The following is a 13,329-nucleotide window of genomic DNA, read 5'->3' on the forward strand; positions in this document are numbered from 1 at the left end:
GCGTCTAAGTTCAGAGGCGCTCTCGGGCTGGTTATCCTTGTTATTCAAAATGTATCCCTGGTACGGTAGGGTATGATGCGCATGTTGAACCATCTCCCTTCATCGGTTTGTACTTCGGTTTCAACGGGTGTCAAATACTGCAGGACCTTTTCCAGATCTCTAATCATGTTGTCGTATTTCAGGTTACTGGCAACATGCCGGATAGGTCGGCCGATATCTGTGGCAATGAGGTTGACTATCATCGTGGCTTCAGGTGTAAACCGCCGAACCTGCATGTTATTGTCCACAAAAAGATTGGCGATTTCCGTACTGTTCAGCAGGTTGCGCATGTCATCATGCGCTGCCGACAACTCTTCCACTTTGCCTTGAAGTTCGGCATTAACCGTTTGAAGCTCTTCGTTCAGCGACTGAAGTTCCTCCCTGGAGGAGTCCAGTTCCTCGTTGGTGGTGCAGCTCTTCGTTGGCCGACTGGATTTCCTCATTGGTTGATTTGAGCTCTTCATTTGACGATTCCAGCTCTTCGATAGTCGTCTGATGACTTTCCCTGGTTGTCTGCAGCTCCCGTTCCAATTCAGCAATGCGCGTTGATGCAAGCGAGGAGTCATCTTTACCGGCGTGGTCCCCTGTTTCGTACATGGATTCGGATTCGATATCCTCAAAAACCACAAGTAACCGTCCGGCAAGCTCATTGGGTTTCTTTAAAGGGCAAACATGCAGATCAATCAGTTGATAATCACCGTTGGTTTTTACAGACAGTCTTTTTTTGGTCACTTGAACAGCTGAGGATCTGGCAGCCCTCAGGGCGGCTGAGAGCTCTATGCGCACCCCCTCACGGGCCATATCCAGGATGTTGTTGGTGACAGGGCCGCTCGGTGTCTCAAGGTATTTACCGGTCCGGCCCTGTATATTTATGATGTCGCCATTGCTGTTCGTAAGAACGGCAGTTGGGGCAAACAACTCCAACACCACCTTTTGTGTCAGATAGCTGGTGTCGAACGCTTTGTTTTGAGGATTCGCAGCCGATGAATTCTGGGGAGGTTCCAGAACCAATGGACCCGTGGGAAAGTTGACGATCTGTCGTATGGCTTTAGGCACTTCCCGACGCCTGAAAATTCGCCATTTTTTATTGATGGTTTCGAACAGATCCGTTGCGCTTCCTATGGTTTCTGAAGATCCCAGCATAAGAACGCCCCCCGGGATCAGTGTATAGTGAAACAGGGGCAGCAGCTTTTTTTGTGCGTCCGTATTCAGGTAAATCAGCAGATTCCTGCAGCACATGAGGTTCAACCCGGAAAACGGCGGGTCCTTGATAACATTCTGGACGGAAAAGACCACACAATCGCGAATTTCCTTTCGTATACGGTAAAAATCTCCCTCTTGAATGAAGAAACGATTCACACGCTCCTCGCCCAGATCCGCTTTGATACTGCATGGGTAGACACCTTGACGGGCTTTGCTGATGGCCCGGTTGTCAATATCCGTACCAAATATTTGCAGGCTTATCCGGTTTGAAGTCTTGTCAATGACCTCTTTTAATGTAATGACCAAAGAATACACTTCCTCACCGGTTGAACATCCCGGAATCCAGGCTCTGAAGGTGGCGTCAGGCATCAGGGTCTCTAAAAGGTCCGGCAGGACATCTGTTTTCAGCACGTCAAAGGATTCCGGATCACGGAAAAAACTGGTCACACCAATCAACAGCTCTCGAAACAGGGCGTCTGTTTCGTCGGGATTTTCCCTTAAATAGCGCATATAATCTTCGTGACTGCTGATATGGTTCAGATTCATCCGGCGGCTGATGCACCTGAGAATTGTATTGCGCTTATAGGATGAAAAATCATGACCGACATGTGATCGGAGAATGGCATAAATTTTATGTATCCAGCCATCTTCCTTAACGGGAAGCTGAGCCGGGATATCCTGGGACTGCCGGGCAGCGTGTGAAAAATATCGGATGAGTTTTTCAGGCATGTCCGCCGGAGCCATGATCATATCAACAATTCCGGTATTGATTGCACTGCGGGGCATACCGTCATATCCGGCCGAGTCCTCGGATTGAACAAATACAAGCCCGTTATGAACTTTGATCTCTTTAATACCCAGCGTGCCGTCTGTGCCCATACCTGACAGCACAATTGCAGCTGCATTTTCTCCCTGATCCTGGGCAAGCGACCGGAAAAAGTAATCAATAGGCAGCAGGCCCCTCTTTGTTGTCATATCCAGAAGTTGAATTTTTCCGTTGTAAACTGAAATATCCTTATTAGGAGGAATGACATATGCCCCGTTCGGCTCAAGGGGCTCTTCATCTTTTGCGGCTGACACCGGAATTGATGTTGTTTTTTGAAGCAGTGCCGGCATAAGGCTCGGCTGGTTCGGGGTCATATGTACCAGAACAATAAAAGCCATTCCGCTGGTTGGCGGAACCTTTGTAAAAAATGCCTTTAATGCTTCCAATCCACCGGCGGACGCCCCCAATCCCACAACAGGAAATGATTTTAGTGCTGATTTTCTTTCAATACGGCCGGTTGCTTTTTTCCCCTGGGTTTCATGACTTTTTGATTTCGATTGCGACAATTGGGTTTTTATCCCTTTTTTTTTAGGCCCTGTAACCTACTTTTAGCACTTCACTATACCAAAATTATAGGACGACACAATATTTTTCCGGCCAGGGAAGTTTAAAATAAAAAGGGATCTCCTATCACGGATACGTTTGTCCGAACCCGAGAGCAGGAATCGCGCATCTACTCCTCCACTGTCCGATACCAGGCTATAGTTGCTCCGGAACCGGTTTGAATAATTGATCAAGGTGGGGCCGCACGAGTCAGAACTCCCTTCTTCCGGCCCGGGTCGTATTTACACCAATGTTGCGTACAGGCGATAATAATCTATTTAACAGCGATTTCAATCTGTTTTGGTTTTGATTTTTCTGTTTTCGGCAGGTGAAGCGTCAATACCCCACCCTCAAACTGGGCGTCAACCTGTTCTTCCGTAACATTGTCCGGCAGGGAAAAACTGCGCAGGAACTTACCGTAATGCCGCTCGATTCTGTGGTATTTAGTGTTTTTTTCCTCTTTTTCATGTTTCCGTTCACCGCTGATATTGAGTACACCGTTATCAATGGTGATCTTGATATCCTCCCGTTTGATTTCTGGGATCTCCACCTTGATGGTAAACTCCGAATCAGTCTCGGCAATGTCCGCACGGGGAGCCCAGTCCCCGGACGCTAAAAGTTCCTGGGTGCCGATTGAAGGTTGGTTCAAATGCGTAAGGTACTTGCTGAAAATATTATCGATTTCCCGAAACCGGTCCCATTTGGTCAATTTCATATCTTGTCTCCTTTTTTTTAAGCTGTTTTCCTCACAACTCACATCTTTCATTGTTTGTTGTGTCCGTCAGGACATGGTCGTTATTTAAAAACAATATTCAAACAATCGAAAGGTGAGTTCTCCATTTCAGTTTTTTTTCGTTCACTGATATCAATGACTACAGTACGGTATTGTTCCGGTTTTTTAGATCTGTCCGTCATCAGGATCGTTTCCAACTGCACATCAAAAGGAATGCTATCCTTTTTTTTCATCCGCAGTTCACAGATCTGTCGTGTTTTTAAAGTGTCGAGGTCTTTCAAATGCTGGTAGTAGATAATATGGTCTTCTAAAACAATATAATCGGTTATGTGTTTATCCAGAAGAGATGACCTTTCCATCGACAGCATATCTGAAAGGGTCAGATTGGCATTCATTATAATTCCCGTTAAATCAATGGTAAAATCACCAACCGGTGTTGTGTCATAGAGTCGCGTATAGTATATCTTTGATGTCATAAGCTCCAGTTGGGATCGGAGTAGTTCTTTATTCTGCATCTCCAGTTCAATTCTCAGAGTTTGGAGATTCTGAATGAGTTTAAGCCTGTCTTCTGAATCAGCAAGTGGCGTGGCAAAATTCGGACTCGTCATTAATAATTCTTCTTTCAACGATAATTGGTTGAAATTTTTAACGCTTTTGCGGCAAGGTCATCCGGCTTCTAACCAGGCATATGACGTGCGATGCGGGTTCTTGAAGAGTGTTTCATGTTTTTCCCTCTGTTACGAAATTAAACCAAGAAATAATCGGGTGTATTCTTTGAACCCTTTTTGCTTGTCCTGCATGTGCATGCAGTTAATCGCCAGAGGTGTCGTAGACGCAGACTTCCATGCTTTTATAGGCCTTGCATTTTTACGAGTAAAAATGGCTGTTTTAACGAGAAAATTGATGTCTCCGATAACCGGTTGAAAATAAATAAAACCAGCTTTGACAGCAACGTGCATTTTCAATCCCTGCGTTTTTACCATTTCCCATGCGATGTGAGGGGTTAGATAATAATTGATATTTTTATTTAAAAATTGAATCTGGTGGTTTTCAATTCCATTTAGTTGAAAGCTTTCAATCATTACATCCTGTCCCAAAATTGGATCAAAGCCAGCCATACCGCCTTTTTGCGGCGAATCCGGATTATTGGGAACCACCTCCATCAACATATTATAATGCTCATTATTTTTTTTCAGTGCCAGTGCCAGTGCTTCATGGTCAATAGAGCCGGTTAAATAATCAAGATCTTCGATATTATAAGATATCTTGATTTCCATATTCTTTAATATATCGCCAAATTGATCACAGGTCAGATAGTTGCGGTTTTGGTTTTCCGTGATGTGGAAAATCTGGTTAAACATGGTTTGTTCAATGGCGATGTGACCATGATTATGCAGGCGTTTGGGTGTATGACGGTCATAAAAGACTTCTTTGTTTTTCAGATTGATTCCATGATACGATTCCTGAATCATGAACAAAACATTCTGTCTTGCAAACCCATAAAATTTATTAGTGATGAACTCATCAATGATGATGTCTGCCGTGGATTCATTTAAAACGATCAGCATGGTTTGTTTTGAAAGAACTTCCTGGGGGTCATACCCAAAACGTTTTGACAACCTATAAATATCATAGGCGTATTGGAGCATATGCCTAACCCCCAGCGACAGGGGCAAAAGGTCCAATGGATTACAACAAGGATACATCCGGATAAGGCTTTCTGAAGTCATGGTGCCTTCGCCTTTTTCCTGGTTGATGAGTGCAGCGATCTTATCAATCGAGAGATCTTTTTGCACATTGATTAAGAATTTTGTTCCTAATTTTAATCGTGTCGCCTCACCGGCTGCGAAATGTTCAGCAAAGACCTTACCCTCTATGAGACATTTAATCGCTTTGATATAATCCCCTTTAGTGAGTGTTTTATCATCCAGCTCAATAAGATTCTTTGGATTCTCCAATGCGTCGATATGCTCATAAGCATTGATATTGGCAAGATCATTTTCAAAGTCAGGTATATTATCGTAATCCTTGAGCTTATAACTTGCAGTTTCAAGACAACTATCTATATAACTTAAATGATCCGGAAACAGAGAAAAATATACGTTGGATCTATCTAACACCAATTGATTCATTATTACTCCTTCTGTCTTTTTTGTGAAAAAGTCCGGGTAAGTTATTCAGGTCTTTCAAGCTTTGTTGTGGGCTCTGGCTGGCAGTTGATATGTCAGGCATAGCCCATGGCTGTTTAAAAAATTATGAGATATTGAGTCTTCAAAAATCATTCAAAATGTGGAGTTTCGTATGTAACAGGCTTTCAGTGTCTACAAGAAAAAGGTTCGTCTGCAAATTTTTCCATAAATAAAAAAATAGGGGAATTTTAATTACAAGTCAACACGATGGAAAGCCATAAAAAAACACATAAATAGACTATTAAAAATAGGGGATTCTTCGAAAGCAACAGGAAGGTACCACCAACATTCGTGCAACCAAGGGTCTTTTCATGTAGTCATGTCGTACGAATAAGCTGCCTGCGATATCTCCTTTTAAATTAGGACAACTGTATAATATCTTTTGCTGTCCTCATAAGTTTGGTATAGTGAAGCACTAATAAAACAGGTCACAGTCCCCAAAAAGACAAATTGATCTTACGTGTTCAAGACTTTAACAATAGGTGTTGTAATGGAAAATACAAATAATACTGAAAAAATAGTATCTTCTTATTATTCAACAGAGATAACAGAGCAAGTATCTTTCGGGACTTCGGGACATCGAGGCTCATCATTAAACGGTACGTTTAATGAGAAACATATACTATCTATTTCTCAGGCGCTTTGTGATTATCGTAAAAAAAATAAAATCTCAGGCCCCCTGTTTTTAGGTTATGATACTCACGCGCTTTCCTTACCGGCTTTTAAAACCGCACTGGAAGTTTTTGCTGCAAACGATGTGGATGTTTTCATTCACGCAAATTCTGAATATACGCCAACCCCGGTCATTTCGTTTATGATTCTGGAGTACAACCGGACCAATAAAAAGGCGCTTGCAGATGGTGTTATTATTACGCCATCTCATAATCCACCGGAAGACGGAGGATTTAAATATAATCCACCTCATGGGGGGCCTGCCGATATTGAAATAACAGATTTCATTGAAAAAAGAGCAAACCAGCTGATAAATTCCAAGAATTCCGGGATTAAAAGGATTGCTTACGAAAAAGCGTATTCAGCTTCGTCTACGCATGAAAGGGATTTTATCGCCCCTTATGTAGATGCTTTATCGAATGTGATAGACACGGAAACGATTCATCAATCAAAAATCAAAATCGGCATAGATCCGATGGGGGGGGCGGGTGTAAATTTTTGGAATCCTATTGCTGATAAATATGGATTTGATATTAATGTTGTTAATTCAAAAATTGATAAAACTTTCAGCTTCATGCCCCCGGACCATGATGGAAAAATAAGAATGGATTGCTCCTCACCTCATGCCATGGCAAACCTAATCAAGCTTGCAGAAAAATACGATATTGCATGGGGAAATGATCCGGATTTTGACAGACATGGCATTGTGTGTCCGGATGGTTTAATGAATCCTAACCATTATTTATCCGTGGCCATTTGGTACCTGCTTCAAAACAGGCCTTTATGGGGAAATAACCTTAGCATCGGAAAAACCTTAGTCAGCAGCAGCATGATTGATAAAGTGGTTATGGGATTCAATAAGGCGATCTTTGAAACGCCTGTTGGATTCAAATGGTTTGTGAGCGGTTTGATGGAAGGAAAAATCGCCTTTTGTGGTGAAGAGAGTGCCGGCGCAACTTTTTTAAGAAAAAATGGCGCTGTTTGGACGACAGATAAAGATGGGTTTGTTTTGGCATTACTTGCTGCTGAGATTCTGGCGAAAACCGGGCAAACGCCATCCGAAATTTATAGAGAGACATTGGTATCTGAATTTGGAAATCCTTATTATAGAAGGGTTGACGGACCTATAACAAATGAGCAAAAAACAATACTGTCACAAACATCACCGGATTCAATAAAGGCGACATCGTTGGCAGGGTTATCAATCGTTAACATTCAGACAAAAGCCACGGGAAATAATAGCCCCATAGGCGGTGTAAAAGTCAATCTGTCGGATGGGTCATGGTTTGCTATCAGACCCTCGGGAACTGAACCGAAAATGAAACTCTATATAGAAAGCTTTGGTGGCGAGGATCTATGGAAAAAAATTCATGATGAAGCCCTTCATCTAATATTCCGCATTTAAAATGTGCCTATGATGAAATCCTTATTATGTTGCATATTTTTTTGCTTGGTTGCCGTGACCGGCTCTGCCCAGGAACGTTTCAGTAAATGCACGTCAGAGCTTTCCTTATCTGAGAAGAATACAAAAAGCCTTTCTGTGTCCCTGGCAGGAATCGGAGTGATTACGATTTGGGGCGCTTTAAAATGGGATTATTTTTCTCAATCACCTCACGCAGGTTCCGAAGGATGGTTTGCAAATACAACCAAAGAGGGAGGGGCGGATAAACTGGGACATCTTTATTCAAGTTATGTGATCTCTCACGCGCTGTCATCTTTATATGAAAACTGGTGTTTTGAAAAAGAGAATGCCGCATTATACGGCTCGCTTTCATCATTTGCCATCATGGGGTATATGGAGGTTGGGGACTCTTTCAGCGAATATGGATTTTCCTATGAAGATATGATTGCAAATTTTCTGGGATGCGCTGCCGGATATTTATTGTATAAATATCCTGATCTTGCCGGCAAATTCAGTTTAAGATGGGAATATGGATTTAAACCTAACGGCACAGATTTTTTAACAGATTATGACAATTCAAAATATCTGCTTGCAGTAAAACTTAACGGATTTGAGTCGGTAAATAAAACGTTTTTAAAACATTTTGAATTGCATATGGGGTATTATGCCCGCGGTTTTTCAGATGATAAAGACAAAAAAGAACGAAATTTTTATCTTGGTATCGGCCTGAATTTGACGGATTTATTTCGCCGATATTCCTGGAAAAAAACAGCAGTTGTTCTGGATTATATTCAGATACCGGGGACTTATCTTCAATATAAACATGATTTCAATGAAAATTAGTCAGGTTTGAACGGGGGGTTAACCGCAGTCGTCCCGGTTGACGGTACAGGTATTGAGGACCTGGTCGCCATGGGAGGTGTCGCGGTATATGGTGATCCCTTTGAGCCCCATGGCGTGAGCGTTGAGGAAGACCTGCCGGACATCTTCCCGGGTCGCGGAGCCCGGCAGATTGACGGTTTTGGAAACCGCATTGTCCGTGTGGCGCTGAAATGCGGCCTGGACCTTTAGGTGCCACTCGGGGGCCACATCCCAGGCGCTCTGGAACACCTCTTTGGGGATCGGTTTTTGATCCTTTTGATAGCGGGCATAAATGGGATGGATGTCATCGTAAAGAATCCCGTTGATACGCCGCCGACCCCTGAAGGCAAAGACGGGTTCAATGCCGCTGCTGACACCGGCAATCAGGCTGATGCTCCCTGTCGGGGCCACGGTGGTCAGCGTGGCATTGCGCCGCAGGCGGAGGCCCCGTTTGGGAAAGATGCTGTTGTCAAAACAGGGAAAATTGCCGCGCACCAGTGCCAGTGACGCAGATTCCGCTTCGGCACTGCGTTGAATCCGCGACATGATCCGGCCGGCCACGGCAACAGCCCTGTCACTCTGGTACGGGATATTCAGCAGGATCAGCATGTCGGCAAAGCCCATGACGCCCAGTCCGATCTTACGGGTGCTGCGGCTCGCCTCTTCGATCTGCCGCAGCGGATAGTGGTTGATTTCGATGACGTTGTCCAGGAAATGGACGGCCGTCCGGGCCAGTCTGTCAAGTTCGTCAAAGTTGATTTCTTTGTTTTCAACCACCTTGGTCAGGTTGATGGAGCCGAGGGTGCAGGATTCATAGGGCAGCAGGGGTTGTTCACCGCAGGGGTTGGTGGCGCAAATCCGCCCCATCCCGGGGAGGGGATTGTCCCGGTTGATACGATCGATGAAAAGGAGACCCGGATCACCGGTCTGCCAGGCTGAAGAGGCCATGCGCTCGAATATCTCTTCTGCGTTTCTACGCCCCACCGCCTTGCCGGTTCCGGGGTGAACCAGCGGGTAGTCCCGGCCGCTGTTAAGGCACTCCATAAACTGGTCATCCACGGCAACGGAGAGATTGAAATGGCGTAACTCTCCCCTTGTCTGCTTTGCGTTGATAAAGGCTTCAATATCCGGATGGCTGATCTCCAGGACCGCCATATTTGCAGCCGGCCGACGACGGTTCTGATTCGTCCGACCGGCTGCCGTATCCAACTGCCGGATAAAGGCGACCGGCCCTTCAGCTTCCCCGCAAGCCTGGAGAATGGTATCCCCCCGGGGCCGCAGCCGGCTGAACGAAAAGCCGATACCCCCGCAGGCTTCGTGGATGATGGTCGCCTCTTTCATGGTTTGACACATGGCTTCGGGCCGGTCTTCCACCGGGAGTACAAAACAGGCGGCCAGCTGGCCCAGGGCAGTGCCCGCGTTCATCAGGCAGGGGGAGTTGGGCAGGAAGGCAAGGGATGCCAGAACCGCTTCAAAGCGCTCTGTGGTTTTGGACAGATCCGCACCGGTGTCGAACAACCGGTCTGCCCGGGCCACCGATGCGGCGACCCTGTGAAACATATCTGCGGGTCTCTCGATGAGATCCCCCCGACAATTACGGGCCAGGTAGCGGTTTTTGATGACAGTCCAGGCCAGGGCTGACAAAGTGGGACATTCCTTTTCCATATGGGTGTTTTCCATATCCGGATCTCCATGCGCTGTCTTAGCGCTTGTTTGATAATTGATAAATCGGCTCTATCTTTTCGTCAAGGCCGTGGTTCATCTCAGGTCCAAATCATAAACAAAGCAAAATGGGCAAGTTATTTAAGACCGGTTCCTAAACAGAGCCCCATTTTTTGTCAACGGGTATACTTTTTTTCTTGTCATCCTGGCAACAGTCAGGATAATCTCCTATACTTTAGAGTATTTCAAGTTTTTTCGTGGCAGGTGAATTGGCCTATTGGAGGCCAGGCATTTGCCGTAAAATTTATTCTTTTAAAGGAGGACGTACAATCATGAAAAAAATTTTAAAATTTGTTGTAATTGTTGGCTGTTTTTTAGCGCTAACAGGTGCCCCTGTTCTTGCCAGTGGCGGCGGCAAAACAGCCAAACCAAGTCCGGATGAAGCAATCGCCATGCTGAAAGCAGGGAATGAGCGTTTTGTAACCGGTAAAACCATTCAGCCGCATACGGATGCTGCCCGCCTTGCGCTTGCCGGTAAAGAAGATCAGGGAGATCACGCCTATGCAACCGTAATCACCTGCTCCGACTCCAGAGTTCCGGTTGAAATCCTGTTTGATGCCGGTATTATGGATATTTTTGTTATTCGTGTTGCCGGTAATGTTCTGGATGTTGATGAGATAGGGTCTGTTGAATATGGCCTTGCCCATGTAAACACCCCGGTATTTGTCGTGCTTGGACATACGCAATGTGGCGCAGTCACGGCAGTGACAAAGGCTGTCCAGGGTCACGGTCATCCATTGGAAAGAAATATCCCCCCTCTGGTTGATAACATTATCCCCGCAGTGAAAAAAGCGATTGAAGACAATCCAGATGCCCATGGTGCGGATGTAATGCCTTATGCCATTGAGGAAAATATCTGGCAGGGCATTGAGGATCTGTTCATGGCAAGCCCTTCTTCCCGGAATCTCGTGAATGCGGGGAAAGCCAAAGTTGTGGGCGCGATCTATGACGTATCAAACGGAAAAATCAATTGGCTGCCCGAAGCAAGAACTATTGAAATCCTAAAAAAAGTTGAGGCGAATCCTAAAAGAGCCATGGAAGCAATGGCAGAATAATTTTGCCTTAAAATTAAATACAAAACAAGACCAAACGTTTGGACGTAAAAGTCGAAAGAAACCGTTTGAATCAAACGAGATTCAACGCTTCCTTTTCTAAAAGTCGGGAAGAAGAACTTCCCATTATCCTTCACTTTACAAAAACGCATTGGAGGAATCCGTGAAAATTAAAGACTGGTTTGAAAACTGGGGCATTACCGGGCTGAAGATCAGTGCCGGGTTCATGCAGATGGAATGGCAGCCGAGGCCCGAAGAGGAGCAGGCTGCCTGGGAACTTTACATCGAACTGATCACCCGGGTGGCCACCCAGCCCCTTGGCAAGGACCAGGGGGATGAGGCGGCTGCCTTGAGTTCTATTTTTTCTCTGTTCCAAGTAACCCGGGAACTGCTTAAACAGAAAGGGCGCAAGGCAGAGGTTTTTTCCAAGATTGCCGTGGTCATCCTGAATCAGAAAATTCGGCCCTTTACGGCCAAATGGCACAAGCGGATAACGGACAATCTGCTGGAAAATCCAGAGGAAAAAGCGTCTTTCCGCAAAGAACTGGAGCAGATCCAGAACGTGCTCCGGGGATATGCGGCCATGCTGGCTAAAGTGGCCGGGGTGGAGGATTTCCAGAAGCTCGATCAGGGGCCTTTGCAGGAGCTGTAAAAGATGAACGGCAACGAAACAAGGCGAAAAATATACGTTTCATATTGCAGAAAAGACGGGTACGCAGAAAGATTGATTGATGCCCTGATAAAAACGGCGTCCGACATGGGATGCAGCATCTGTTATGATGATAACTCGCTGCCGTTAGGAGCGTCTATCACAAAATTCATGGCTGAGGTCAGCGAGGCGGATCGAATCGTTTTTCTTTTGTCTCAAAATTATTTTCAATCCAGATCCTGCATGAATGAATTGTTATTGGCTTATAAAAAACAGGCCAGTGAGCTTCAGCCGGCAGTGGTGACGCTGGATAAATTTTTACCCGGTGCTGAACAGGAACAAAAACTGGTCACCTGGTGGCAAGAACAAAGTTCTCAAAACAATGGAGAAGAAAAAGATGCTGTCGATCTGACGACCTGCGGTGAAAATGCCGAGACTATTCCTGTGATCCTGGCTTGGCTGTTTGGAAAGTATAACCCCGAATTTAAGTACCGGGACCGCCTGGTCCTTGTGCAGGATGACAAAAAAAACTGTGATCAGAGAGCCGTAGAAATAATCAAATGGCTGAATAAAGAGATAGAACCGGTCCGGTATAATCACCGGGCAGCCGTCGGTCGGCGGGTTGCCATTAAGGACGCTTTAAAATCTTTGTTAAAGAAAAGTGATTTTTATCCATTAAAAAAGAATTTAGTCAGGAGCGGAACGTTTTCAGATGGAGAAGAAGACCTGATACACGGTCTTGCATCAATGAAAAATGGTGCGGCGTTGCTGGCCTCCATGAAAAGTGTCACTAAATTCCTTGATCGGATAATTTCCGGGGATTTTTCTTTTAAAGAGCGGTTTAAGGAAAGCATAGGAGAATTGACCGGGTTGTTTTTGATCGCTGCAGTGGACGATCGAAAACTGCACCGGCTTATCCATGAACTGAATGGTTGCGGTGATGGGGCCAGAAATGCGTTCAGCCGGGAATATAGTGATTTTTATCAGATCCTGGTCTCCGCCCTGTTCAACAAGTCGGCGGTGTATGCAATCGAAAACGATCAAGTAGTAGGAGAGGGGGAAATAAAACTGATTGAAACGGGAATGGATGAAAACGCATTTGAAAAATTTATGTCCGACGAGGTCGGATATATGACCACCTTTGCACCACTAACAGAAAAAGTTCTGGAAATATCCCGGAGGGGGAAATTCAATAATCCGCTGGTGGGGGATGACGAAAAAAAACGGCGGCGGATTAACAAAATAATGGCGGAATTGGGAAAATTTTACATTACCGTTGAAAAAGAGAAGATGAATAAGGATTTTGGTGGTGAGAAAGTGTTCAACAAAATCGGAAAACAATTCCCGGCCCTGGTTCAGATCTTGACGGATGAGCAGAAACCGGAAGATATCCTGGCGTTGTTTATCCCCGGCTTTGAAGAATTAGAAACCGATATTC

The 13,329-nt window shown here is 45.1% G+C and carries 11 protein-coding genes; 5 read left to right on the top strand and 6 right to left on the bottom strand.

From position 1 onward, the window contains the following. Positions 1-44: 44 nt before the first annotated feature. The 5 genes from B3D59_RS06515 to B3D59_RS06535 form a co-directional block, all read right to left on the bottom strand. Entirely contained in the window at positions 45-482 is a 438-nt protein-coding gene (locus B3D59_RS06515; RefSeq protein ID WP_286818514.1) for a PAS domain-containing protein, read from the bottom strand. Continuing rightward, the gene (locus B3D59_RS06520; protein WP_286818515.1) at positions 379-2,574 is read right to left on the bottom strand and encodes a chemotaxis protein CheB; all 2,196 of its coding nucleotides are present in this window, start codon (positions 2,572-2,574) and stop codon (positions 379-381) included. Before B3D59_RS06520 ends, B3D59_RS06515 begins: the two co-directional genes overlap by 104 nt. Positions 2,575-2,885: 311 nt before the next feature. Continuing rightward, the gene (locus tag B3D59_RS06525; protein WP_286818516.1) at positions 2,886-3,326 is read right to left on the bottom strand and encodes an Hsp20/alpha crystallin family protein; all 441 of its coding nucleotides are present in this window, start codon (positions 3,324-3,326) and stop codon (positions 2,886-2,888) included. Between the two features lie 80 nt (positions 3,327-3,406). Further along, entirely contained in the window at positions 3,407-3,952 is a 546-nt protein-coding gene (locus B3D59_RS06530; protein ID WP_286818517.1) for a PAS domain-containing protein, read from the bottom strand. Positions 3,953-4,081: 129 nt separating this feature from the next. After that, entirely contained in the window at positions 4,082-5,476 is a 1,395-nt protein-coding gene (locus B3D59_RS06535; RefSeq protein ID WP_286818518.1) for a hypothetical protein, read from the bottom strand. A gap of 547 nt (positions 5,477-6,023) precedes the next feature. Between B3D59_RS06535 and B3D59_RS06540 the strand changes: the two genes are divergently transcribed. Both B3D59_RS06540 and B3D59_RS06545 read left to right on the top strand, forming a co-directional pair. Next, entirely contained in the window at positions 6,024-7,610 is a 1,587-nt protein-coding gene (locus tag B3D59_RS06540; protein WP_286818519.1) for a phosphoglucomutase, alpha-D-glucose phosphate-specific, read from the top strand. A 156-nt stretch (positions 7,611-7,766) separates the two neighbouring features. Continuing rightward, complete coding sequence (locus tag B3D59_RS06545; protein ID WP_286818520.1) at positions 7,767-8,450, top strand: DUF2279 domain-containing protein; 684 nt, start codon at positions 7,767-7,769, stop codon at positions 8,448-8,450. Positions 8,451-8,468: 18 nt separating this feature from the next. Here the strand turns inward: B3D59_RS06545 and B3D59_RS06550 are convergent, their stop codons facing one another. Next, positions 8,469-10,148: an adenosylcobalamin-dependent ribonucleoside-diphosphate reductase gene (locus tag B3D59_RS06550; protein WP_286818521.1), complete on the bottom strand. Its 1,680-nt coding sequence runs from the start codon at positions 10,146-10,148 to the stop codon at positions 8,469-8,471. A 314-nt stretch (positions 10,149-10,462) separates the two neighbouring features. On the opposite strand from B3D59_RS06550, the gene B3D59_RS06555 reads away from it, so the two are divergent. The 3 genes from B3D59_RS06555 to B3D59_RS06565 all read left to right on the top strand — a co-directional run. Then, entirely contained in the window at positions 10,463-11,245 is a 783-nt protein-coding gene (locus tag B3D59_RS06555) for a carbonic anhydrase (RefSeq protein WP_286818522.1), read from the top strand. 160 nt (positions 11,246-11,405) lie between these two features. Further along, complete coding sequence (locus B3D59_RS06560) at positions 11,406-11,894, top strand: hypothetical protein (protein WP_286818523.1); 489 nt, start codon at positions 11,406-11,408, stop codon at positions 11,892-11,894. 3 nt (positions 11,895-11,897) lie between these two features. After that, on the top strand, positions 11,898-13,329 hold a 1,432-nt coding region (locus B3D59_RS06565; protein WP_286818524.1), incomplete at its 3' end, for a toll/interleukin-1 receptor domain-containing protein.

The sequence above is a fragment of the Desulfobacter sp. UBA2225 genome (assembly GCF_002348205.1).
Lineage (GTDB): Bacteria > Desulfobacterota > Desulfobacteria > Desulfobacterales > Desulfobacteraceae > Desulfobacter > Desulfobacter postgatei.

Coding starts and splice junctions, on each gene's coding strand:
- B3D59_RS06515 (WP_286818514.1), bottom strand. CDS start 482: ATGAGGAAATCCAGTCGGCCAACGAAGAGCTGCACCACCAACGAGGAA.
- B3D59_RS06525 (WP_286818516.1), bottom strand. CDS start 3,326: ATGAAATTGACCAAATGGGACCGGTTTCGGGAAATCGATAATATTTTC.
- B3D59_RS06530 (WP_286818517.1), bottom strand. CDS start 3,952: ATGACGAGTCCGAATTTTGCCACGCCACTTGCTGATTCAGAAGACAGG.
- B3D59_RS06535 (WP_286818518.1), bottom strand. CDS start 5,476: ATGAATCAATTGGTGTTAGATAGATCCAACGTATATTTTTCTCTGTTT.
- B3D59_RS06540 (WP_286818519.1), top strand. CDS start 6,024: ATGGAAAATACAAATAATACTGAAAAAATAGTATCTTCTTATTATTCA.
- B3D59_RS06550 (WP_286818521.1), bottom strand. CDS start 10,148: ATGGAAAACACCCATATGGAAAAGGAATGTCCCACTTTGTCAGCCCTG.
- B3D59_RS06555 (WP_286818522.1), top strand. CDS start 10,463: ATGAAAAAAATTTTAAAATTTGTTGTAATTGTTGGCTGTTTTTTAGCG.